Source organism: Streptomyces sp. NPDC003720 (genome assembly GCF_042875075.1).
In the GTDB taxonomy this organism is placed as follows: Bacteria; Actinomycetota; Actinomycetes; order Streptomycetales; family Streptomycetaceae; genus Streptomyces.
In genome coordinates, this window is sequence record NZ_JBIANZ010000018.1 from 1 (window position 1) to 22,382 (window position 22,382).

Sequence of the window (22,382 nt, forward strand, 5' to 3'; positions counted from 1 at the left end):
CTCTCGCCGCACCGGCCGAAAGCCCGAGTACACCCAGTACGAGGGCATCCGGCCGGCACCCCGAGAGCACGCACCGGACGCCGCGACGCCCGCCCCACGGGCGAAAGGAGCGACTTCGCGGACACGACCTAGGACGCGGGCGGCTCGGCGGACGCCGCCGCCCGGTCCCCCCGGCCCGGCCGGTCCCCGAGGGCGATCGCCCGCGCGGTGTTGGACACGGCCTTGATCCCCAGATAGGCGGTGGTCATGCTGCTCACCGCGGTGAACGCGGCGGTCAGCACACCGACGATCACGGACTTGTCCCCGTCCAGCCGCCACACCCCGAAGGCGGCGATCCCGGCGATCGCGACATTGCTGACCACGACGGCCAGCAGCCCGTACCGGGCCCGGTACTTCTCCACCTCGACGTCCCGCACCACACGCCCCTCGCCCCGGCCCATCGTTCCCCCGTCCCCTACAAGCCCTCTCCAGCAGCGAGAACGTAGCGCCCCCGCCCCACGGGCCGCCACCGGCTCGGGGCACCCGGACCGAAGCGGTCACGGAACACAACAAGGCCCCGATCCGGGGATCGGGGCCTTCGTTGTGGCTGGGGCCGGGGTCGAACCGGCGACCTTCCGCTTTTCAGGCGGACGCTCGTACCAACTGAGCTACCCAGCCACGAGGCTTCCGGGGAAGCCTCAGCGGTCCTGACGGGATTTGAACCCGCGGCCTCCACCTTGACAGGGTGGCGAGCACTCCAAACTGCTCCACAGGACCAAGCTCTTGCGTGCAACAGTGTCGCACACGGTATTGCGTGCCCCCAACGGGATTCGAACCCGTGCTACCGCCTTGAAAGGGCGGCGTCCTAGGCCGCTAGACGATGAGGGCTATCGGCCCGCCTGCGCGCTTCTCAGCGCGTCGGGGACGTGAGAAGCATATGGGATGGCGGCGGGGTTCGCCAAAACGGTTTACGGGGTGGCCGGGGAGGCGGTGCCCGGGCTCGGTGTGGTGCCGGTCCGGCGGTGGGCGAGGACGTCCTCCGGGAGGTGGCGGCTCACCTCCGCCGTGGTCAGGCCGAGGCCGCCGAGTTTGATCTCGTCCCAGGCCTGCAGGCGGTGGCTGTCGCGGTCGACATAGAGGATCGAGGCCTGGATGGGGTCGGGGTACTTGCCCTCCACCGCGCGCAGCCCGCTGCCCCCGGTCGAGCCCTCCATCCGCAGCCGGGTGCCGTACTTCAGCAGCTCGGTGCCCTCGTGGTGCAGGTGGCCGCAGAGCACGAGGGGCACCTGGCCGTCCGTTTCCCGGGCCGCCACGGGCTCGTGGGCGATGGCCACGTCCACCGGGGTGCCGGCCGCCCGCTGGTCGCGCAGGGCCGAGGCGAGGCGGTCGCCGGCGAGGCGTTCGGCCGCGTCGCCGCCGGGGGCCACCGAGCGGTCGGGGGTGTACTGGGGGTCGCCGATCCCGGCGAAGCGCAGGCCGGCGACGGTGCGCGCGCGGCCGTCGTCCAGGACGTGGACGTTCTTCATGCGTTCCAGGTAGCGCTGGGTGGCGCGCGAGTCGTGGTTGCCGCGGACCCAGACGTAGGGGGCGCCGAGGTCGGGGATGGGGTCGAGGAAGCCGTTCTCGGCGGCCGTGCCGTGGTCCATGGTGTCGCCGGAGTCGACGATGACGTCGACCTTGTACTGCTTCACGAGCGAGGCGATGATCTTCCAGCTCGCGGGGTTGAGGTGGATGTCGGAGACGTGCAGGACGCGCAGGGTGGCGGGGTCCGGCTGGTAGGCGGGGAGGGTGGACGTGACGTCGTAGAGCTTGGTCACGTTGGTGACGAGGCGGGCCAGTTCCTGCTGGTAGACGTCGAACTCGGTGACGATGCTGCGTGCGTTGCCGACCACGGACGGGGCCGAGGAGAGCAGGCCGGAGAACCGGGGTTCGAGGACGGACCTGGGGTTCCAGGTGGCGTAGGCGCAGGCGCCGGAGGCCGCGAGCAGGGTGAGGGCGAGGCCGCCGGCGGTGATCGCGCGGCGGGGGCGGCGGTAGACGGCGAGGCCGAGGGCGGTGGCGCCGGTGACGACGGCGACGCAGGAGCGCAGGGCCAGGTCGAGGGTGCCGTGTTCGACGTCGTGGGCGACCTCGTCCTGGAGGCCTGAGAGGCGTTCGGGGTGGTCGACGAGGGCCTGGGCGCGGGGCGGGTCGAGCTGGTCGATGTTGACGTCCAGGCGGACGGGGGCGATGTGGCTGTCGAGGGTCAGCGCGCCGAGCGGGGAGACGTTGATCTTCGTGCCGCCGGTGAGGGAGGGGCGCAGCGCCATGGTGGTGTCCATCGGGCCGACCGGGGCGCGCACGTTGCCGACGACGAGGAGGCCGAGCCAGGCGCCGGCGAGGACCACGGCGGTGAGGCCGAGGGCGTTGAGCCAGGGGCGGGGGCGGGCGGCGAGTTCGAGGTCGGGGAGGGCGGGGGTGGTGCGGGTGCGGTCGGGTTTGCGGTGGAGCCTGCGGTTCAGGGCTGCGACGGGGACGCGGACCATTGGGCCCGTATGCCCACGGTCCGGTGTGGATATGCGGCGGTCCGGCTCTCTCGTGCGGCGGTCTCGTGCCGGACAATGACCGTGTGCTGGAGATGACGCGCGAGGAGTTCGAGGAACTGGTCGCCGAGGCGCTCGACCGGATTCCCCCGGAGCTGATGCGGCTGATGGACAACGTCGCGGTGTTCGTCGAGGACGAACCGCCGGCCGACGATCCGGAGCTGCTCGGTCTGTACGAGGGGACGCCGCTGACGGAGCGGGGCGAGTGGTACGCGGGGGTGCTGCCGGACCGGATCACGGTGTACCGGGGGCCGACGCTGCGGATGTGCGGGTCGCGGGAGGACGTGGTCGCCGAGACGGAGGTCACGGTGGTGCATGAGATCGCGCACCATTTCGGCATCGACGACGCCCGGCTGCACGCGCTCGGTTACGGGTGAGCGGGCGGGGGTTCGGGGGCGGTGCGTGTCCTCTTGCGGGCGGCGGGAGTTGGGGAGGTTGACTTCCTTTCCCGCCTTCGGAGGTGGCCGCCGTGCGCCGCTTGTACGTACCCGTCCGTCTGGCCGTCACGGCGCTGGCGGTGTCCGTGGCCGCGGGGTGTGTGAGCGTCGGTGACGACGACGGCCGGGCCCGGCCCGCGCACTCGGCGGGGCAGCGTGGGGGTGAGGCGCCGGACGGTGCTCCGGGGGGTGGCGGGGGCGGTTCCGGGTACGGCGGTCCGGGGGGTGACGGAAAGCACGAGCACGGGGGGAAGGCGCGGCCGGGGAAGTCGGCGTCGGCCTCGGCGTCGCCGTCCGGGGAGGGTGGTGAGCCGTCGGCGTCGGCGCGGCCCGGGAAGAGTTCGCAGCCGGGGGATCCGGTGCCGACGAAGGTCCAGCCGTCGCCTCCGGTGACCTCGGCTCCGCCGGAGCCTCCGGCGTCGACGCCTCCGGAGCCGTCGTCGGCGCCGCCGTCGGCGGAGCCCTCCTCGTCGGCCCATGAGGAGGCGCGGGCGCAGTGGGTGCGGCGTGAGCCGGCGCCGGTGGCGGGGGTGCCGGTGTGAGATGGGGGGTCGGGAGGGCCGCTGACCTGTGGTGATGGGGTCGGGTTTGCCTTTGGGGGTGGTGGGTGCGTATGGTGGTAGATCGTTTGATCCCATTTGCCCGGCGCCACCACAGAGCGCGCCGTGTGGCGCGTACTCTCCCTTGCCGTGGCGGACCGCATTGAGGCGGTCATTTGCGACTCACGGAGTTGACGGGCGCGTGCCGAAGAGACTCCGGAAGGTTTCGCATTCGCATGTCCGTGTCCAGTACTGATCAGATCGTCATGCCCGAGAACGAGAACGTCAACGACGAGCTCGTAGACGGGACGACCGAGATCACCGAGGTCCCCGAGACCGCTGACACCCCTCAGTCCCCCCAGATCACCTTCGCCGACCTCGGTCTCCCCGAGGGCGTCGTGCGCAAGCTCGCGCAGAACGGCGTGACCACCCCCTTCCCGATCCAGGCCGCGACCATCCCGGACGCCCTGGCCGGCAAGGACATCCTCGGCCGCGGCCGCACCGGCTCCGGCAAGACCCTGTCGTTCGGTCTGCCGACGCTGGCCACGCTGGCCGGCGGCCGCACGCAGAAGCACAAGCCCCGCGCGATCATCCTGACCCCGACGCGTGAGCTGGCCATGCAGGTGGCCGACGCCCTCCAGCCGTACGGCGACGTCCTCGGCCTGAAGATGAAGGTCGTCTGCGGCGGTACGTCGATGGGCAACCAGATCTACGCCCTGGAGCGCGGCGTCGACGTCCTCGTCGCCACCCCGGGCCGGCTGCGCGACCTCATCAACCGCGGCGCCTGCTCCCTCGAGGACACCCGGATCGCCGTCCTCGACGAGGCCGACCAGATGTCCGACCTGGGCTTCCTGCCCGAGGTCACCGAGCTGCTCGACCAGGTCCCGGCGGGCGGCCAGCGGATGCTGTTCTCCGCGACCATGGAGAACGAGATCAAGACGCTCGTCGACCGCTACCTGAACGACCCGGTCAGCCACGAGGTGGACGCGGCCCAGGGTGCGGTGACGACCATGTCCCACCACATCCTCATCGTGAAGCCCAAGGACAAGGCGCCGGTCACGGCCGCGATCGCCTCCCGCAAGGGCCGCACGATCATCTTCGTCCGCACCCAGCTGGGCGCGGACCGGGTCGCCGAGCAGCTCCGTGAGGCCGGTGCGAAGGCCGACGCGCTGCACGGCGGCATGACCCAGGGCGCGCGGACCCGGACGCTGGCCGACTTCAAGGACGGCTACGTCAACGTGCTGGTCGCGACGGACGTCGCGGCGCGCGGCATCCACGTGGACGGCATCGACCTGGTGCTGAACGTGGACCCGGCCGGCGACCACAAGGACTACCTGCACCGGGCGGGCCGTACGGCGCGTGCGGGCCGTACCGGCACGGTCGTCTCCCTGTCGCTGCCGCACCAGCGGCGCCAGATCTTCCGGCTGATGGAGGACGCGGGCGTCGACGCCGCGCGCCACATCATCCAGGGCGCGGGCGCCTTCGACCCGGAGGTCGCCGAGATCACCGGCGCCCGGTCGATGACCGAGGTCCAGGCCGAGTCCGCGAACAACGCGGCCCAGCAGGCCGAGCGCGACCTGGCCCAGCTCACCAAGCAGCTCGAGCGCGCGCAGCGCCGGGCCGCCGAGCTGCGCGAGGAGGCCGACCGTCTGGTGGCCCGGGTCGCCCGGGAGCGGGGCGAGGACCCGGAGACCGCGGTGGCCGAGGCCCAGGCGGCCGCGGCGGAGGCCGTGGTCGAGGCCGTGGCGCAGCAGCCGGCCGAGCGTGAGACCGAGCGTGAGGACCGTCCGGCGGCTTCGGCGCCGTACGAGCGCGGTGAGCGCGGCGGGCGTGGTTTCGAGCGTCGTGACGACCGCGGTGACCGCGGTGGTCGTTCGTTCGAGCGTCGTGACGACCGTGGTGGCCGTGGCTTCGAGCGCCGGGACGACCGCGGTGACCGTGGCGGCCGGGGTTTCGAGCGTCGTGACGACCGGGGCGGCCGGGGTTTCGAGCGTCGTGACGACCGCCGTCCGTTCGACCGGGACCGGGACCGCGACCGTGGTTTCGAGCGTCGTGACGACCGCGGCGACCGTGGTGGTCGTTCGTTCGAGCGTCGTGACGACCGCGGTGACCGTGGCGGCCGGGGTTTCGAGCGCCGTGACGACCGTCGTCCCGCCGACCGCGACCGCGGCGGCCGTCCCTTCGAGCGCCGGGACGAGCGGGGCGGTTTCCGCCGCGACGACCGCGGTGGTCACCGGGGCAGCGACCGTCCGTTCAACCGTGAGCGCCGTGACGACCGTCCGGGCTTTCGTTCCGCCGGTCACGACCGCCCCTACGGCCGTCGTGACGACCACCGCGGCGGTGGCTCCGGCTCCTTCGGGCGCCGCGACGACAAGCCGCGCTGGAAGCGCAACGGCTGACCTCGGATGACCGGCTGACCGCCGGTCTCCAGCGCCGAACCGGCCGCGGGCCCCGGAGACTTCTCCGGGGCCCGCGGCCGTTTCCGTTTCAGCGGGCGGACAGCGGTGAGCGGATGGCGTGCCGGGTGCGCTGCAGCCGCAGGGCGAGCTGGACCTCCAAGGCGCGCATGGGCTCCTGCCAGGCGGGTTCGAGGAGTTCGGTGATCCGTTCCAGGCGCCGGGAGACGGTGTTGGGGTGGACGTGCAGTGTCTCGGCGGCCCGGCGGGGGCTTCCGCCGGAGGCGTAGTAGGCCTCGAGGGTGTGGACCAGGTCGGTGCGGTGGCGGTCGTCGTAGGCGATGACGGGGCCGATGGTGGTCTGCACGAAGGACGGGATGTCGGGGCTGTCGGCGAGGAGCAGTCCGAGGAAGCCCAGTTCCTGCGCCGAGGCGCTGCCTCCGTCGGTGCCGAGCGCGGTGAGCGCCTCCAGGCACCGCCTGGCCTCCTGGTAGGTGCCGTGCAGCGGGCCGGGGTGCGCGACGGGGCCGGCGGAGCCGACGGTCACCCGGCGGCCGGTGACCGAGGCCAGCTCGGCGGTGACGGCCCGGCCGGCCGCCGAAGGGTCGGTGCCGGGGACGAGCAGGACCAGGCAGTCGTCCACGGTGGTCTGCAGGCCGGACATCCGGTGCGCGTACGAGGAGGCCCACACCAGGGCGCGTCCGCCGGCTCCGCCGTCCGGCCGGGCGATCAGCACCACGTGCGGGTCGTCGAGGGCGACGCCGAGACGCCGGGCGTGCACCGCGAGTTGTTCGGGCGCGCGGGGGGAGTCGCCGATCAGGTCCTGCAGGAGCTGGCTGCGGCCGCCGTCGGCGGAGGTGTCGGCGCCGGCCTGGATGCGCAGCAGGACCGCGGTGGACTGGGCGGTGGCCCGCAGCAGCCGGAGCTGGTAGTCGGCGGCCGGGCCGTCGGGGGCCAGGACGACGGTGCCGAGCACCTCGCGGCCGGCGGTGGCCGGGCACAGCCACAGTCCGTCGGCGGAGCGGATGGGGGCGAGTTCGGTGTGGGCGTCCAGGGTCCGCTGGAACAGTTCCGCCTCGTCGACGTCGGGGAAGCCGGCGGTGACCGCCAGGGTCCGGCCGGTGGCGTCGCGGACCATCAGGGCGCCGCCCAGTTCGGCCGCGGCGTGCGCGGCGACCTCGCCGAGGCCCCGGCCGCCGAGGACCATGTCGATGAGCCGGGTGTGGACGCCGCCGGCCAGGCGCTCGGCGGTGGAGGAGTCCAGGGCGCGGGAGACGTCCAGTTCCAGTTCGCTGAGCTCGGAGCGGGTCCGGGCGAGCAGCCGGGCCTTCTTGATGGCGAGGGAGGCGAGGTCGCCCAGTGAGGAGACGAGGGTGATCTCGTCGGGTGTGAGGTGGCGTACCGAGCGGTTGGCGCCGTAGAGCGCGCCGAAGGTGCTGCTGCCCTCTTTCAGGGGCACCGCCATGAGGCCGTGCAGGCCCTCGGCGGTGACGACCTCGTCGGTGGCCGCGGAGTGCGGGAACCGGTCGTCGGTGAGGTAGTCGGCGGTCCAGTAGGGCGCGGAGCGCTCGGCGGCCGCGTTGCCCACGCCGCCCTGCGCCGGGATGACGAAGCCCGGGGTGATCGTGGAGGCGTGGCCGTCGGACACGCGGACGTGGGAGCGGCCGTCGGCGGGGTCCCGCAGGGCGATCCAGGCCATGTCGAAGTTGAGCAGCAGCCGGGCCCGGCGGGCGATCACCTGGAGCAGCGCGTCCACGTCGTACGGGAGGGTCAGTTCCCGCGCGGTGTCCACGAGGGCCGCGAGGGCGGCCTCGCGCTGCTGGTGCCGGGTGAGCAGGCCGTGCACGTCGAGGGCCAGGGTGCGGGCCCGGTTGAGCAGGGCCAGGGACTCGGCCGGCACCGGTGCGGCGGCGCCGGTAGCCGGGAGTGGCTGGAATCGGTGGGGCGGGGCTTCGGCGGCGAGCAGTTCGAGCAGTCTGAGCAGTTCGTCCTGTACGAAGTCGTCCGTGGGCCGCACCGACCTCACCCCCTGTTTGATCAGCGGCGCCTGCAGTGTCCGGCTCCGCCGGACTTTCGTGAACCTAGATTGCGTGCACGACGGGCGTCAACGATGGCTGGAAACAATGAGGTTGGAACGGTTAATGGCCGAATTCCCCTCCCCGGGGAACGTGCCGCGGTGACCGGGACACCGTCGGCGCGGTGTGCGGCGGTTACCGCTGCACATTCCGCCCGGGTGTCCGGCTGCCCGACAATAAGCCCTGACACCGCGCCGGTTGTGCAGGCTGACGCCGCCGCCGCGAAGCGTCCAACGGGGGGACGAGAGCATGTCGGGAACGCAGAGTTATGTGCGCTCGCTGGAGCGCAGCCGGTTGTCGCTGACGCGGGCCGACCGGCCTTCCGAATTCGAATTCATGGGCCTGCGATGGGACCTTCTTGACGAAGTGTTTGCTCCCGTCTTCTCGCCCTCGACCGCCGTCGCGCTCGGGTTGCTCGGACTCGACCGGGCGGACCCCGGTGAATGGAGTGGTTCATTCCTGGAAATGGGCTGCGGAACGGGGGTCATCGCGGTGAGTGCGGCGCTTGCGGGGTGCGCGCGGGTGGTGGCCGCCGACGTGAATCCGCGGGCGGTGGAGAACGCCGAGCGCAATGCCGCGCGGCACCGAGTGGCGGACCGGGTGCGGGCGGTGCGGAGCGATCTGTTCACCGAACTCCGGCAGGAACGTTTCGACACCGTCTTCTGGAGCTCCAACTACGTGCGGGCGCCCGAGGACTACGCCTACCGCTCCATGCACGAGCGGGCCTACGTCGACCCCGGCTACCGCGCGCACCGGCGCTATCTGGCCGAGGCCCCGCTGATGCTCGCCCCGGGCGGTCGCGCGCTGCTGCACTTCAGCAGCCGGGGCGTGCTCGGGGAGCTGCACCGGATCGCCCGGGAGTGCGGGCGGGCGCTGCGGGTGGTGCGGTCCGTGGAACTGGTCGAGGAGGCGTACGGCGACGACGTCGTCGAGCACCTGCTGCTGGAGATCGGCGTGGACGAGGGCGCGGGCCGGGGCTGACCACCCGGGCGCGCCGGAGCCGGGTGACCGGCCAGGCCGTCGGTACGGGCGGGAACGCCGCTGCCGGGGGCCGTTCAGGGAGCAGTTGGACTCGGACACGGCGCGCCGCTGGACGGCCGCCGGTCCGCCGACGGGGGGAAGTGGTGGCTGTGGGCCTCTCCGCGCGGGACGCCTTCCGGGCCGAGCTCACGGCGGTCGCCGGGCGCGACGGCCGGGTCGTCTGCCTGGAGACGCTGCCCCGGGAAAAGGACCATCCGTTCGCCGCCGCGCACCCGGACCGCTTCTTCTCGCTGCCCAACGTGGGCTCGGTGCTCACCCAGATGGTGACGGGTCTGGGCGCGTCCGGGTTCCGGCCGTTCGTGGTGGTCGCCCCGGGTGCGGAGGGCCGTGCGGCGGCGCCGTGGCCGCCGTGGCGGGACTGCCTGGAGGCCGGCGCCACCGTGGTGGTGCCGGCCGAGCACTTCCCGGACGGGTACGACGAGGTGCGGCGGATGTCGGGCGTCCCGCTCGCCGTGCCCTGCGGCGAGCAGGAGACCCGGCTGGTGGTGCGGCAGGCGGCGCGCTCGGCGCGGCCGCACTGCCTGGTGCTGGGAGAACGGGCCGGGGCGGGCCGGGGCGGCGGGGAGGAGGGCGAGTCCGCGCTGTCCTCGCTGGCGCTGGGCGACCCGGAGGCCGCCTGCGCCCGGCTGATCTCCATCGGCGAGGCCGGTACCCGTCTCGCGGTGGCCGCGCGGGCCGCCTCGCCCGGGCTCGGGCACGCCCACCTCGTCTACCTGGACGACGCAGGGCTCTCCGCCGCGGCCGTCGGGCTCGCGCTGTGGCCGGGGACTTCGGTGGTGACGGCGGCTCCGCGGATGCTGGATCCGGTGCTGCGGGAGCTGCGGTCGCGGATGCCGGGGCGGGCGGTGGTGGGGGTGCCGGCGGGGGTGGGGCGGGGCGGGGTGGCGCGGGTGCTGGCCGCGGCGGGGGTTTAGCGGGGGTGTTCCGGCTCGGCTTCGCCATCGCCGGTCCGCCTCGGCTTCGCCATCGCCGGTCCGCCTCGGCTTCGTCTCCTCCGGGCCGCCTCTGCTTCGTCTCCTCCGGTCCGCCTCGGCTTCGCCTTCGGCGGGGTCGGGTTCCCACCCGCACCACCCGTGCGGCCATCGTCGTCGGGTGCGGGTGGCCCCTGTGGGGGTGCGGCGCCGTCGGCGGCTTGCGGGTCGGGGCCTTGGGGGGTGGGGCGTCCGGGCGGCTTGCGGGCCGGGGGCCTTGGGGGGGGCGGCGGTGGCTTGTGGTTGTGGGCGCTGGGGAGGGGGCGTCCTGGCGGCTTGCGGGTCGGCGGGCCCAGGGGGCGGGGCGCCGGCGGCGGCCTCTGGGGCCGTGGGTCTCGGGCGGGTGCGGCGCCGGCGGCCCTGCGGGTTGGGGGCCTTGGGGGGTGGGGCCTGGGGTGTGGGGTCAGGTGGGGGTGTCTTCCAGGAGTTTGGACTCGGCCAGGGCGTAGGCGAGTTGGGCTCGGCTCTTGCTGTTGAGGGCTTCGGCGGCGCGGCCGATGTGGGTGGAGACGGTGCGGGCGCTGATGCCGAGGCGCTTGGCGATCGCCGCGTCCGTGTGGCCCTCGATCATCAGCCGCAGGACGGCGCGCCGGGTCTCGTCGGTCATCAGCGGAGGGCGTGACCGCTCCTGGGTGATGCTCAGCGGCTCGGCGCGCCGCCAGGCGTGGTCGAAGACCGTCGCCAGGTAGTGGACGATCGCCGGGTGCTCGATGGCCAGGGCGGTGGTCCGCAGGTCGTGCCGGGGGTCGGGGATGAAGGCGATCTTGCGGTCGAAGATGATGAGCCGGTCGAACAGCTCGTTCAGGGTGCGCACTTCCACGCCGACCGCGGTCACCTGCTCGATGTAGGAGAGCGTGGGGCCGTGCGTGCGCACGGAGTGCTGGTAGAGCGTGCGCTGCCGGATGTCGCGCTCGGCCAGCTCCAGGGTCCGGCGCAGCGCCTTGCTGAGCAGTGCGGTGGCCCGTCCCCCGCCGGGCTGTGCCGTCAGCAGCTCCGCCCGGCAGGCGTCGGCGGACTTCTGCAGCGCGGCGCTGATCACGTCCTCGCCGTGCAGCAGACGGATGTCGGCGGAGGCGGTGCCCTGCTCCTCGCGGTAGACGTCCTCGGCGGCGCTGAGCGCCTCCCGGACGGCCGCGACGGCCTGCTGCTGGACGAGGATGGCGCGCTCGATGGGCCGGCAGAACTCGCTCACCGCGATGTCCGGCGGCACCACTCCCATGATCAGCGGGTTTTCGGCCAGCGGCCGCATCAGACCCAGCTCGACCAGGCAGTCCGGGACTTCCCCATCAATCGGACCTTTCGTAAGCGCTTCCCGATAGCGGGCCAGTCCGTCGTCGCACAGCCTGACGACATGAGAATGGGAGGGATTGTCCGACTTCCTGCACATTCGTTCCCCCTTCAGAAATGCGCAATGCGCGATCACGAGGCTACCAAGCGAAGAAAATCGGCCCCTGGCTGCGGCATGCTTCTCGCGGCGGAGGCGACAGCGCCTAATCAGCCACCTGGGAGGGAATCCACATGAATTCCAAGGGAACGAACGCCAGTCGATTCACCGCGATATTCACCCTCGTGCTCCTCCTCGGACTCGGCGTCCAGTCGGCCGAACGGGCCGCGCACGTCCAGTCGGCGACACAGAGGGCCGGCAGTCCCGTGAACGACCCGGAATGGGGCTGACCGAAGGTCCGGGCGGACGTCCGACGCATTCATAGGGGGGAAAAGATGGTCCCTCGTCGGAATCCGGAGACCGTCGGAATCATTCTCGCGGGCGGCCGGGGGGAACGGGCGAAACCCATCACCCTCGAATCGGCCGACTACATCCGCAGCAAGGCGCTCATTCCGTTCGTCGGCCGGCGGCTCATCGAATGGGTCGTCGAAGCCTGCCGGGACCAGGGCATCCGCCGTTTCCACGTGGTCGCCCACGGCCTGGAGAACCGCAGCCAGATCAAACTGCTCCTCGGGCACGGCGAGCGGCACGGCGTGGACATCCGGTACTCCCGGTCGCGCCTTGACCGCTACAACGTCGGCTCGGCCGGCGCCACACTGCACAACCTCGAACAGTGGGACCTGCAGGGCCAGGCCCTGGTGCTGCCGGTCGACTCGCTCTTCGACTTCGACCTGGCCGCCCTGCGGGCGGCGCACGACCGGCACGCCGCCGTGGTCACGGTGGCCGCGGTGGAACGCACGGCCCGGGAGATCGCGGACAAGTACGGGGTGATGCGCACCGACGCGGCGGGACTGGTGACGGGCTTCGTGGAGAAGCCGGCCGCGGGGCGGCTGCGCGAGCTCTTCCCGGACGCGGTCGCCGACGAGCGGGCCACCCTGCCCACCAACGCCGGGATGTACCTGGTCGACTGCGCCCGGCTGCGGCTGCTGGCAAGGGAGCCGGAACTGTTCCGGCGCTCCCACCAGCGGCTGGACTGGGGCGGTGACCTGCTGCCCTGGCTGGCCGGCAACGGGCACCCGGTGGCCGTCCACGCCATCGGCGGACTCGGCGACCTGGGCAACGTGCCGGACTACCTGGACACCCTGCGGCTCGTACTCGACGGGGGGTACGAGCAGATGAACCGGCTCATGGAGCGGACCGGGCAGGCCGGGCCGCACGGCTGGATCCACGACAGCAGCCTGCAGACGAAGGACGACCTGACCGGCACCACCCTCGCCCAGAAGATCGAGGAGGGCTCGGTGCTGATCGGTCCCGGTGTGCGCATCGGCCGCGAGGTCGAGATCGGACCGGGGGTACGGCTGGAGCACGCGGACGTCGGCGACGGGGCCGAGATCCGCGAAGGCAGCACGCTCGCGCACTCGGCCGTCGGCGAGTCGGCGGTGATCGGCGCCCACGCGGACGTCTCGGACAGCTACGTCGGCCCGATGGCCGTCGTCCACTCGGAACGCGCCCGCCCGACACGGCTCGAGGGCCGCACCGCGATCGGCGACGGGGCCGTGCTGCGGCCCGGGTCCAGGTTCCGCGGGGTCACGGTCTACCCGCGGCTCACGGTGCCCACGCTGACCGGGCTGCCCGCCGCGACCGAGCTGAGGAACGCCGACGACGTCCTGCGCTGGGTGTGAACCCGCCGGGGACGGCGGACGGCAGACACATAGGGGGAATCATGCACATGCACGGCCCCATAGCGGTGATCGGCGGGGCGGGACGGCTCGGAGCCCTCGTGACCAGCAGACTGGCCGAGGCGGGCGAGCGGGTCCGCGTGGTGAGCCGGCACCCGGAGCGGGGAACGCCCCCGCCGCCCGGCGTCGAGCCGTGGCAGGCGGACGTACGGTACGCGGACACGCTGGGACCGGCGCTGCGCGGCTGCGCCGCCGTGGTGTTCAGCGTCGAGCCGGGCACCGCCGACTCCGGTCCGGACAGCCCGGAGACCACCGTGTACAGCGGTGTGCGCAATGTGCTGACGGCGGCCGCCGAGTACGCGCAGCGGCCTCGGTTCGTGCTGGTCAGCCAGATATTCGTGACCCGGCGCGAGCACCCGATGAACGCCTACGGGCGGCTGCTCGACTGGCGGCTGCGCGGCGAGGACGCGGTGCGCGACTCCGGGCTGGCCTACACGGTCGTACGGCCCGGCTGGCTGACCGACGACGGCGGCGCGGGCGCGGGCGTCCGGCTGGAGCAGGGCGACCGCGGTGACGGCTGGGTCTCGCGCGCCTCGGTGGCGGAGGCCTGTGTGCGGGCGCTCGGCTCACCGGCGGCCACGCGCCGCACGTTCGAGGTCTACAACGAGCCGGGCCCGGCGCCCGCGGACTGGGAGCCGCTGTTCCGCGCGCTGGCCCCGGACCCGCTGCTCGCCCTGCGGCCCTAGGCCGTGTCCGCGAAGTCGCGCCTGCGTCACGACGCCCGGCACGCACTCTCGCCGCACCGGCCGAAAGCCCGAGTACACCCAGTACGAGGGCATCCGGCCGGCACGCCGAGAGCACGCACCGGACGCCGCGACGCCAGCCCTGCGGGCGAACGGCGCGACTTCGCGGACACGACCCAGGGCCCGCCCGCCACGGCCCCGTCCGGGGCCGCACGCAAGGACGAGGGCGGGCCGTTCCCCCGACCGCCCGTCCCCGTCCCGCTCCCGTCGCCCGACCCCCCCTGGGCCGACGGGCTCCTGCCGGGGCCGGCGCGCCGGCGGACGCGGCTACGCGTCCGCCGCGCCGGCCCCGGGTGAATCCTCACGCTTTCCAGAGAGGGCCGAGTCATGCCCGGCGAACGTCAGACAGCGGGGCCCGCCGACATTGCCGCCGCGGTTTCCGCACAGATTTCCACGGTCTCCGGGGAAGAGGTTCCCCCGGTTTCCGAGAGCTTGATCTCCGAGATGCTCTCCCGCGCCTTCCGCTCCATTCCGCGCAGCGACCAGCGGCGCTGGGGCGAGCTGTACGTGCGGGGCCTGCTGTCCGTGCCCGGCCGCAAGACGATGCGGGCGATCGCGGACGGCGCGGGCGGCGGGGTGGAGCAGAGCCTCTACCAGTTCATCACCAAGTCCCCGTGGGCCGCCGAACCGGTCCGCCGGGAACTCGCGGACCTGCTGCTGCGGATCGAGCCGCGCGCCTGGGTGGTGCACCCCCTGGTGATCGCGAAGGTGGGGCAGCACTCGGTGGGCGTGGAACGGCGCTGGGTGTCGCAGTACGGCAGGGTCGTCAACTGCCAGCAGGCGGTGGGCGTGTGGCTGGCCTCGGACCGGGCGTCGTGCCCGGTCGACTGGCGCCTGGCGCTGCCGGAGAGCTGGGCGGGCGAGGCGGCCCTGCGCCGGCGGGCCTGCATCCCGGAGGACGTCGGCTCGTGCCCGCCCGAGCAGTGCGCGGTCCAGGCGGTGTCCGCGATGGCCGGGGAGTGGGGTCTGCCGCACCGGCCGGTGGTGATGGACCTGCGGGAGAGCGACGCGTACGGCGTGTGCGCGCTGCTGCTGGAGCGCCGGGTGCCGTTCGTGGTGCGCGTCGATCCGGCGGTCCGCTCGCTGGCGCTGCGGCCGGTGCGGCCGGCGGTGCGGCCCGGGGCCCCGGAGCCCGTGTCGGAGGACACGGGCGCCCCGTGCCCGCCCGGCTCCCCGCTGGCCCTGGTGCCGGAGCTGAGCAGGCAGTGCCTTCCGGTGGAGTGGTACGACCACGAGACGGACGCCCTGCGGGCCACCTCGGTCGGCGCCACCAGGGTCCTGCTGCGCCGCACCGGACCCGAGGCGTCCCGGCCGGCTGCCGCCGACCCGCAGGAACTGATCCTGGTCGGCGCCTGGCAGGACCCGGGGCGGCGCACCCCGAGCGGGTACTGGCTGTCGAACCTGCCGCAGTCCCAGCTCGGCACCGTCTACCGCACCGCCATGCTCGCGCGCCGTGTCGCCCGCGACCTGACCGAGGTCAGCGAGGGCCTGGGCATCCGGGACTTCGAGGGCCGCTCCTACCGGGGCTGGCACCACCACATGACGATGGTCTCCCTGGCCCACGCGGCCACGGTCCTCTCGTCGGCGCCGCGCACCGACTCCCGCCCCCCGGCGCCACGGGTGCCCGCGGCACGGATGCGGGTGGGGGTGCGGGCCGCATGACGACCACGGCGGAGACGAACCCGGGCCGGACCTTCGTGGGGACGGGCCGGACGGGGGTGCGGGGCGTATGACGACGCTGGTGGACGCGGATGTGGAGCGGGTGCGGGCGGGGCTCGGGGGTCTGCTCGGGGCCTGGCTGCCCGGGCGGCGCTGGTTCGCGGGCAAGGACGGCGGGGTGCCGCGGGTCGGCGTCCGGCTGCTGGAGCGGGTGCTGCCGGGTGAACCGGGGCTGCTGGTCGCCGTGTTCGACGCCGGACCGGACGGGCCGTACCAGGCACTGGTAGGCGTGCGGCGCGGGCCCGGCGCCGAGCCGCCCGGCTCGGTGATCGGGCGGCTCGACGCGCCGGACGGCACCGCGCTCACGCTGTACGAGGCCACGCAGGACCCGGAGTCGATGACCCGGCTGCTGGGGTGCTTCGGCGCCGAGCGGGGCGGCCCGGTGCGCTTCGAGAGGCTGCCCGGGAGCGAGCTTCCGTACGGCCTGCCCGGAGTGGCGAGCACGGCGGAGCAGTCCAACACCTCGGTGGCCTTCGGGGACCGGGCGATGCTCAAGGTGCTGCGCAGGCCGGTGCCCGGAACCAGCCCCGAACTGGAGCTGCTGGGAGCGCTGCAGCGGGCCGGCGGTGTGCCGGGCGCGGCGCCGCTGGGGCAGGTGCGCGCCACCGGCGACTCCCCGCTGGGCGCCTGCACGCTGGGCATTTTGCAGGAGTTCGTGCGCTCCGACGGGGACGGCTGGGCGGCGGCCACCGGCCGGGCCCGCGCCTGTCTGGAGGGGGAGGGCGGCGTCCCCGCGCCGCTCGGCGGCTTCGCCGAGGAGTCGTACGGGCTGGGGCTCGCCACCGCCCGGGTGCACACCGCGCTGGCCGGGCAGCTCGGCAGCAGGCCGCTGAGCGGTCGGGAGTCCGTGGCCCTGCTGGACCTGCTGGGCGACCGGCTGACGGCGGGACTGCGGGCGGTGCCGCACCTGGCGCCGTACGCGCGGGAGCTGTGGGGACTCCACGACGACCTGCGGATCCGGGTGCTGCGCGGCCGGGCGCCGCTGGTCCAGCGGATCCACGGCGACCTGCACCTGGGGCAGGTGCTGCGCACCGGGCGGGGCTGGGTGCTCATCGACTTCGAGGGCGAGCCCGGGCACTCCCCCGAGGAGCGCCGCCGCCCCCAGCCCGCGCTGCGCGACGTCGCGGCGATGCTGCGCTCCTTCGACTACGCGGCCCACCACGCGCTGACCGAGCTGCTGGGCCTGCCGCCGGGCGAGATCCCGGCCGGCGACCCGCGTGCCGCCCGGCTGGGCCGCCGGGCCACGGCCTGGTCGGTGCACAACCGGCAGGCGTACTGCGCCGGTTACGCCGCCGGCGGCGGTCAGGACCCGCGCCGGGCGCCCCTGCTGGTGCGCGCCTTCGAGGCGGACAAGGCGGTGTACGAGGCGGTCTACGAGGCGCACAACCGGCCCGCCTGGCTGCCGATTCCGCTGGCCGCCGTGCGCCGGCTCACGGAAGAACGCCGGCGGCAGAGTTGAAAGTTCAGGAAGTCCGCGACCGCTCTTTGTCCACGGCAAACGAGTGCGCTGAAGATATGACAAGTTCGCGAAATGTCAAGAACGGGAGATTCGATGGTTCATCAGTCCCGGGCGAATTCGAAAACATAAAGCGAAGGGTGTGACCATGTCCGACACCGTCAACTTCACGTTCTCCGACACCGTCGCGGGCCGGGTGGCCGGATTCGATCGCGAGGCACGCGTCTTCACCCTCGTCACCGCCGACGGCCGTCCCTTCGAGGTCTCCCTGAACGGCGGGCCGTCCGCCGAGCTGCTGCACAACCTCGGGGAGCCGTACCAGGACGCGACCGGGCACATCGACTCGCTGATCGAGGAGGGCCGGTACGTCCTGGCGTACGGGATCTTCTACCCGGGGGCCGGCGGGCCGCGGTTCGAGGCGAAGCGGCTGATCTTCACCGGGCGGCAGCCGGACGACCACCGGTTCGAGGAGGCCGGCTGGTGGATCCGGCAGATACGCGAGATCGCCGCCTTCTACCGCAAGGCCCAGTTCGGCGACGGGCCGGTGGACTTCACCCGCTACCGCACCGAGATCCGGCTCAGCGGCGACAAGACCGCGAGCCACGTCCAGGAGACCGACACCATCTCCCGGCTGGTGTACGGCATGGCCTCCGCGTTCCTGCTCACCGGCGACGACGAGTACCTGGAGGTCGCCGAGCGGGGCACCGAGTACCTGCGCGAGCACATGCGGTTCGTGGACGCCGACGAGAACGTCGTGTACTGGTACCACGGCCTGAAGGTCGACGGCGACGTCGAGACCAAGCTCTTCACCTCGGAGTTCTCCGACGACTACGACGCGTTGCCCGCCTACGAGCAGATCTACGCGCTGGCCGGCCCCGTCCAGACGTACCGGATCACCGGCGACCCCCGCATCAAGGCGGACGCGGACGCCACCATCCGGCTCTTCGACCGGTTCTACCTGGACCCGGAGCACGGCGGGTACTTCTCCCACATCGACCCGATCCTGCTCAGCGCCGAGCACGAGTCGCTCGGCCCCAACCGGGCGCGCAAGAACTGGAACTCCGTCGGCGACCACGCGCCGGCCTACCTGATCAACCTGTACCTGGCCACCGGCGAGAAGACCTACGCCGACATGCTGGAGTACACCTTCGACACCGTCGTCAGCCGCTTCCCCGACCCGGGGCACAGCCCCTTCGTCCAGGAGCGGTTCCACAAGGACTGGTCGCACGACACCACGCACGGCTGGCAGCAGGACCGGGCGGTCGTCGGCCACAACCTGAAGATCGCCTGGAACCTGCTGCGGATGCACTCGCTGCGCCCCAAGGACGCCTACCTGGAACTGGCCACCTCCCTCGGCGAGACCATGCCCGAGTGGGGCGCGGACCGGCAGCGCGGCGGCTGGTACGACGTGGTGGAGCGGGTGCGGCGGGACGGCGAGGACCGGCACCGGTTCACCTGGCACGACCGCAAGGCGTGGTGGCAGCAGGAGCAGGCGATCCTCGCCTACCTCATCCTGTGCGGAGTCACCGGCCGCGCCGACTTCCAGGGCGAGGCCCGCGACGCGCAGGCCTTCTACAACGCCTTCTTCCTCGACCACGACGAAGGCGCCGTCTACTTCAACACGCTGGCCAGCGGGCTGCCGTACCTGCTCGGGGTCGAGCGGCTGAAGGGCAGCCACTCGATGTCGATGTACCACTCGGCGGAGCTGTGCTATCTGGCGGCCGTCTACAACAACCTGCTGCTCGGCGGCAGCGCGATGGACTTCTGGTTCAAGCCCGACCCGGCGCTGATCGAGGGCCGGGTGCTGCGGGTGGCTCCCGACCTGCTGCCGCGGGGCTCGGTGCGCATCGAGTCCGTGGAGATCGACGGTGAGCCGCACACCGGCTTCGACGCCGAGGGCCTGCTGGTGCAGCTCCCCGAGACGTCGGGCCGGGTCAAGGTGAAGGTTCGGCTGGCCCCCGTGGCCCGGACGGAGGTGGCGGGATGACCGTCAAGCTCAGCTCCCGCACCGAGGGCGACACCGCGGTCGTCGTCCTCGAAGGAGAGATCAACTCGACCACGTCCGGCGGGCTCCAGGCCCAGCTCCTGCCGTTCGTCGGACAGGGCAGCCGGCTGCTGATCGACCTCGGCGGCGTCTCGTACGTCTCCAGCGCCGGGCTGCGCACCCTGCTGATCGTGCACCGCAGGGCGCAGCAGCTCGAGACCCGGGTGACGCTGGTCGGCCTGTCGGAGGAGGTCCGGTTCGTGATGTCCGCCACCGGGTTCCTGGACTTCTTCGAGATCGAGGAAGACCTGGACGCGGCACGGGAACACACGGGCCGATGACCACCCCGGACGTACGTGAGCGCGTCGACGCGTTCCCCACCCGCCGGATCGGCGGCCACCGGGTCCGGGCCGGACGGCCCTTCCCGTACGGCGCCCATCCGGTGCCCGGGGGGATCAACTTCTCGGTCTACTCCGACCGGGCGACCGCGATGCGGCTGGTCCTCTTCGAGCGGGGCGCCCGGCGCCCCATGGCCGAACTGGAGTTCCCACCGGAGTTCCGCATCGGCAGCGTGTACGCGATGACGGTCTTCGACCTGGACGCGGAGAACCTGGAGTACGGCTTCCGCGCCGACGGCCCCTTCGACCCGGGGGCCGGCGACCGGTTCGACGCGGGCAAGGTGCTCAGCGACCCCTACGCCCGGCTGATCTCGGGCCGGGACGTGTGGGGCCGGGAACCGGACTGGGACGACGTCTACCCGTACCGGGCGAAGGTGCTCGACGACGACTTCGACTGGGGCGACGACACCCCGCTGGGCATCCCCACCGAGGACCTGGTCATCTACGAGACCCACGTCCGGGGCTTCACCCGGCACCCCTCGTCCCGGGTGAGCGCCCCGGGCACCTACGCCGGCCTGCGGGAGAAGATCCCGTACCTGGCGGAGCTCGGCGTGAACTGCGTGGAGCTGCTGCCGGTCTTCGAGTTCGACGAGCTGGACAACCCGCGCACCGACCCGGCGACCGGCGGCCGGCTCCACAACTACTGGGGCTACAACACCGTCTCGTTCTTCGCCCCCAAGGCCGGCTACGCGGCCACGGGACGGTTCGGGATGCAGGCAGACGAGTTCAAGACCCTCGTCCGGGAACTGCACCGGGCCGGCATCGAGGTCATGCTCGACGTGGTCTTCAACCACACCGCGGAGGGCAACGAGCAGGGCCCGACCATCTCGTTCCGCGGCCTGGACAACGCGACGTACTACATGCTCACGCCCCAGGGCGAGTACTACAACTTCAGCGGCACCGGCAACACCGTCAACTGCAACCACCCCGTGGTCCGCGACTTCGTGCTGTCCTGCCTGCGCTACTGGGTCTCCGAGTACCACATCGACGGCTTCCGCTTCGACCTCGCCGCGATCCTCGACCGGGCGCCCGACGGCACCCCGCTGCCCAACCCGCCGCTGCTGGAGCAACTCGCCCACGACCCGATCCTCCGGCACACCAAGCTGATCGCCGAGGCCTGGGACGCGGCCGGGCTCTACCAGGTGGGCGCCTTCCCCAACTACGGCCGCTGGTCGGAGTGGAACGGCAAGTACCGCGACACCGTGCGCCGGTTCGTCAAGGGCGAGCCCGGACTGGTCGGCGAGCTGGCCACCCGCATGGCCGGCTCTCCCGACCTGTACCGGGGCCGCACCGCCTCGGCGTCGGTCAACTTCGTCACCGCGCACGACGGGTTCACCCTGCACGACCTGGTCTCGTACAACGACAAGCACAACGAGGCCAACGGCGAGGACAACCGCGACGGGGCGAACGACAACCACAGCTGGAACTGCGGGGAGGAGGGCCCCAGCGACTCGGCGCACGTCCGCGGCCTCAGGACGCGCCAGATGAAGAACATGCTGGGCATCCTCCTGACCAGCCAGGGCGTGCCGATGCTGCTGGCCGGGGACGAGGTCGGGCGCACCCAGCGCGGCAACAACAACGGCTACTGCCAGGACAACGCGCTGTCCTGGTTCGACTGGGGGCTCGTCGAGGCGAACGCGGAGCTGCTGGAGTTCACCCGGGCCCTGATCGCCTTCCGGCACGCCCACCCGGTGCTGCGCGCCGCCGACCACCCGACCGGCTCCGACCGGGTCGGCAGCGGTTACCCGGACCTCGGCTGGCACGGGGTGCGGGCCTGGGACCCGGACTGGTCGGCGCACAGCAGGGTCCTCGCCTGGATGCGCTGCGGGCGTCACGCCCGGGGTGGCACCGTGCGCGACGACCACGTGTACGTGGCCGTCAACGCCCACTGGGAGTCGCACGACCTGGAGCTGCCCGGACTGCCCGAGGGGCAGGCCTGGCACCTGTTCGCCGACACCGGGCTGGGCGCCCCGCACCGCCCCGGCCCGCTCGGCGCCGAGCCCGAGCTGCACCACCCGGGCCGCTACCACCTCGGCCCGCACGCGCTGGTGATCCTCGTCGGCCGGGACCGGCGCACCGGCTGAACCCCCTCACAGAAGGAGAGCTGTTCATGTCGTTCGACGGAATCCTGAGCGTGTCCGAGGGCATCGCGACGATCGAGATCAAGGGAGAGCTGGACGCGTCCACCGCGCCCCGCTTCCACGACCTGATCGACCGGGCGGCCGAGCAGGGCGCGGTGCGGCTGGAGATAGACGCCCGGCATCTCGACTTCCTGGCCAGCGCCGGCCTGCGCTCCCTGGTCTTCGCCCGCCAGAAGATGGGCGACGAGGTGCGCATCGCGGTGATCGGGGCGACGGAGCCGGTGAGCCGCACCATCCGGCTGGCCGGCTTCGACCACAGCATCGAGCTGATCGACGCCTGAGAGGGGCCACGGAGATGGCGATCGACTCGGGGGCCGCGCCGGCCGAGCACACCGCCGAGCAGGAGTGGTGCGACCTGCCGCTCGCCGCCCGGACCGCGACGCGGCTGCGCGTCCCGGCCGACCTCGAATCCCTGGACCTGGTCGCCGGGTTCGTCCTGGAGCTAGGACGGTCGGGACGGCTGAGCAGCAGCGAGACCTACCGGCTGCGGCTGGCGGCCGACGAGCTGGCCACCAACATCGTGATGCACGGCTACCGCGGGGCGAGCGGCGACATCTGCGTGGACGGCGGGATCGCCCCCGACCGGGTGTGGGTGCGCTTCGTCGACGACGCCCCGGCCTTCGACCCGCGCGGCGGGATGAAGTCGCCCGACCTGGAGATGCCGCTGGCCCGGCGCGCCGTCGGCGGGCTCGGCGTCTTCCTGGCGCTCACGGCGGTGGACGGCTTCGACTACGAGCTGGTGGCGGGGCGGAACGTCAGCACGCTGACGATCCGCCGCGGCCACCACGACGGATGAGA

17 protein-coding genes and 3 tRNA genes are annotated in these 22,382 nt (G+C 72.8%); 13 read left to right on the forward strand and 7 right to left on the reverse strand.

Annotation, left to right across the window (positions count from 1 at the left end; genetic code table 11):
• Positions 1 to 128: 128 nt before the first annotated feature.
• The 5 genes from ACFYU0_RS34440 to ACFYU0_RS34460 all read right to left on the reverse strand — a co-directional run bounded on the left by ACFYU0_RS34440 (position 129) and on the right by ACFYU0_RS34460 (position 2,504).
• Positions 129 to 440: a hypothetical protein gene (locus tag ACFYU0_RS34440; protein ID WP_389306316.1), complete on the reverse strand. Its 312-nt coding sequence runs from the start codon at positions 438 to 440 to the stop codon at positions 129 to 131.
• 143 nt (positions 441 to 583) lie between these two features.
• A tRNA-Phe gene (locus tag ACFYU0_RS34445) sits at positions 584 to 657 on the reverse strand.
• 24 nt (positions 658 to 681) lie between these two features.
• Positions 682 to 756: transfer RNA gene (locus ACFYU0_RS34450), tRNA-Asp, on the reverse strand.
• Between the two features lie 38 nt (positions 757 to 794).
• Positions 795 to 867, reverse strand: a tRNA-Glu gene (locus ACFYU0_RS34455).
• Between the two features lie 80 nt (positions 868 to 947).
• Positions 948 to 2,504: a metallophosphoesterase gene (locus ACFYU0_RS34460; RefSeq protein ID WP_351661399.1), complete on the reverse strand. Its 1,557-nt coding sequence runs from the start codon at positions 2,502 to 2,504 to the stop codon at positions 948 to 950.
• Positions 2,505 to 2,587: 83 nt separating this feature from the next.
• On the opposite strand from ACFYU0_RS34460, the gene ACFYU0_RS34465 reads away from it, so the two are divergent.
• Entirely contained in the window at positions 2,588 to 2,938 is a 351-nt protein-coding gene (locus ACFYU0_RS34465; protein WP_351661397.1) for a metallopeptidase family protein, read from the forward strand.
• A gap of 835 nt (positions 2,939 to 3,773) precedes the next feature.
• The gene (locus ACFYU0_RS34470) at positions 3,774 to 5,936 is read left to right on the forward strand and encodes a DEAD/DEAH box helicase (RefSeq protein WP_389306319.1); all 2,163 of its coding nucleotides are present in this window, start codon (positions 3,774 to 3,776) and stop codon (positions 5,934 to 5,936) included.
• Positions 5,937 to 6,024: 88 nt separating this feature from the next.
• On the opposite strand, the gene ACFYU0_RS34475 is transcribed toward ACFYU0_RS34470, so the two are convergent.
• The gene (locus ACFYU0_RS34475; RefSeq protein WP_389306321.1) at positions 6,025 to 7,950 is read right to left on the reverse strand and encodes a helix-turn-helix domain-containing protein; all 1,926 of its coding nucleotides are present in this window, start codon (positions 7,948 to 7,950) and stop codon (positions 6,025 to 6,027) included.
• A gap of 394 nt (positions 7,951 to 8,344) precedes the next feature.
• On the opposite strand from ACFYU0_RS34475, the gene ACFYU0_RS34480 reads away from it, so the two are divergent.
• On the forward strand, positions 8,345 to 8,989 hold the full coding sequence (locus ACFYU0_RS34480; RefSeq protein WP_389306376.1) for a methyltransferase domain-containing protein: 645 nt from the start codon (positions 8,345 to 8,347) through the stop codon (positions 8,987 to 8,989).
• A gap of 143 nt (positions 8,990 to 9,132) precedes the next feature.
• Positions 9,133 to 9,963, forward strand: coding sequence for a hypothetical protein (locus ACFYU0_RS34485; RefSeq protein WP_389306323.1), 831 nt, complete (start codon positions 9,133 to 9,135; stop codon positions 9,961 to 9,963).
• Positions 9,964 to 10,423: 460 nt separating this feature from the next.
• On the opposite strand, the gene ACFYU0_RS34490 is transcribed toward ACFYU0_RS34485, so the two are convergent.
• On the reverse strand, positions 10,424 to 11,269 hold the full coding sequence (locus ACFYU0_RS34490) for a LuxR C-terminal-related transcriptional regulator (RefSeq protein ID WP_351661388.1): 846 nt from the start codon (positions 11,267 to 11,269) through the stop codon (positions 10,424 to 10,426).
• A 470-nt stretch (positions 11,270 to 11,739) separates the two neighbouring features.
• Here ACFYU0_RS34490 and ACFYU0_RS34495 point away from each other — a divergent pair, with 470 nt between their 5' ends.
• The 9 genes from ACFYU0_RS34495 to ACFYU0_RS34535 all read left to right on the forward strand — a co-directional run bounded on the left by ACFYU0_RS34495 (position 11,740) and on the right by ACFYU0_RS34535 (position 22,380).
• Positions 11,740 to 13,086 (forward strand): sugar phosphate nucleotidyltransferase, encoded by a 1,347-nt coding sequence (locus ACFYU0_RS34495; protein WP_389306325.1) that lies wholly within the window; start codon positions 11,740 to 11,742, stop codon positions 13,084 to 13,086.
• A gap of 47 nt (positions 13,087 to 13,133) precedes the next feature.
• Positions 13,134 to 13,829: an SDR family oxidoreductase gene (locus tag ACFYU0_RS34500; RefSeq protein ID WP_351661384.1), complete on the forward strand. Its 696-nt coding sequence runs from the start codon at positions 13,134 to 13,136 to the stop codon at positions 13,827 to 13,829.
• Positions 13,830 to 14,330: 501 nt separating this feature from the next.
• Positions 14,331 to 15,548 carry an IS701 family transposase gene (locus tag ACFYU0_RS34505; protein ID WP_389306327.1) on the forward strand — a complete coding sequence of 406 codons (1,218 nt, stop codon included), beginning with the start codon at positions 14,331 to 14,333 and terminating at the stop codon, positions 15,546 to 15,548.
• A gap of 67 nt (positions 15,549 to 15,615) precedes the next feature.
• Positions 15,616 to 17,064 (forward strand): maltokinase, encoded by a 1,449-nt coding sequence (locus tag ACFYU0_RS34510; protein WP_389306329.1) that lies wholly within the window; start codon positions 15,616 to 15,618, stop codon positions 17,062 to 17,064.
• 145 nt (positions 17,065 to 17,209) lie between these two features.
• Entirely contained in the window at positions 17,210 to 19,048 is a 1,839-nt protein-coding gene (locus ACFYU0_RS34515; RefSeq protein ID WP_389306331.1) for an AGE family epimerase/isomerase, read from the forward strand.
• Complete coding sequence (locus tag ACFYU0_RS34520; protein WP_351661376.1) at positions 19,045 to 19,386, forward strand: STAS domain-containing protein; 342 nt, start codon at positions 19,045 to 19,047, stop codon at positions 19,384 to 19,386. Before ACFYU0_RS34515 ends, ACFYU0_RS34520 begins: the two co-directional genes overlap by 4 nt.
• A complete protein-coding gene (gene glgX / locus ACFYU0_RS34525; RefSeq protein WP_389306333.1) occupies positions 19,383 to 21,527 on the forward strand; it encodes a glycogen debranching protein GlgX in 2,145 nt (714 codons plus the stop codon). Before ACFYU0_RS34520 ends, glgX begins: the two co-directional genes overlap by 4 nt.
• A 26-nt stretch (positions 21,528 to 21,553) precedes the next feature.
• Positions 21,554 to 21,865, forward strand: coding sequence for an STAS domain-containing protein (locus ACFYU0_RS34530; RefSeq protein WP_351661372.1), 312 nt, complete (start codon positions 21,554 to 21,556; stop codon positions 21,863 to 21,865).
• Between the two features lie 14 nt (positions 21,866 to 21,879).
• Positions 21,880 to 22,380, forward strand: coding sequence for an ATP-binding protein (locus ACFYU0_RS34535; RefSeq protein ID WP_351661370.1), 501 nt, complete (start codon positions 21,880 to 21,882; stop codon positions 22,378 to 22,380).
• Positions 22,381 to 22,382 lie beyond the last annotated feature (2 nt).

Coding starts and splice junctions, on each gene's coding strand:
- ACFYU0_RS34440 (WP_389306316.1), bottom strand. CDS start 440: ATGGGCCGGGGCGAGGGGCGTGTGGTGCGGGACGTCGAGGTGGAGAAG.
- ACFYU0_RS34460 (WP_351661399.1), bottom strand. CDS start 2,504: ATGGTCCGCGTCCCCGTCGCAGCCCTGAACCGCAGGCTCCACCGCAAA.
- ACFYU0_RS34470 (WP_389306319.1), top strand. CDS start 3,774: ATGTCCGTGTCCAGTACTGATCAGATCGTCATGCCCGAGAACGAGAAC.
- ACFYU0_RS34480 (WP_389306376.1), top strand. CDS start 8,345: ATGGGCCTGCGATGGGACCTTCTTGACGAAGTGTTTGCTCCCGTCTTC.
- ACFYU0_RS34490 (WP_351661388.1), bottom strand. CDS start 11,269: ATGCGGCCGCTGGCCGAAAACCCGCTGATCATGGGAGTGGTGCCGCCG.
- ACFYU0_RS34495 (WP_389306325.1), top strand. CDS start 11,740: ATGGTCCCTCGTCGGAATCCGGAGACCGTCGGAATCATTCTCGCGGGC.
- ACFYU0_RS34500 (WP_351661384.1), top strand. CDS start 13,134: ATGCACGGCCCCATAGCGGTGATCGGCGGGGCGGGACGGCTCGGAGCC.
- ACFYU0_RS34505 (WP_389306327.1), top strand. CDS start 14,331: ATGCTCTCCCGCGCCTTCCGCTCCATTCCGCGCAGCGACCAGCGGCGC.
- ACFYU0_RS34510 (WP_389306329.1), top strand. CDS start 15,616: ATGACGACGCTGGTGGACGCGGATGTGGAGCGGGTGCGGGCGGGGCTC.
- ACFYU0_RS34515 (WP_389306331.1), top strand. CDS start 17,210: ATGTCCGACACCGTCAACTTCACGTTCTCCGACACCGTCGCGGGCCGG.
- ACFYU0_RS34520 (WP_351661376.1), top strand. CDS start 19,045: ATGACCGTCAAGCTCAGCTCCCGCACCGAGGGCGACACCGCGGTCGTC.
- glgX (WP_389306333.1), top strand. CDS start 19,383: ATGACCACCCCGGACGTACGTGAGCGCGTCGACGCGTTCCCCACCCGC.
- ACFYU0_RS34530 (WP_351661372.1), top strand. CDS start 21,554: ATGTCGTTCGACGGAATCCTGAGCGTGTCCGAGGGCATCGCGACGATC.
- ACFYU0_RS34535 (WP_351661370.1), top strand. CDS start 21,880: ATGGCGATCGACTCGGGGGCCGCGCCGGCCGAGCACACCGCCGAGCAG.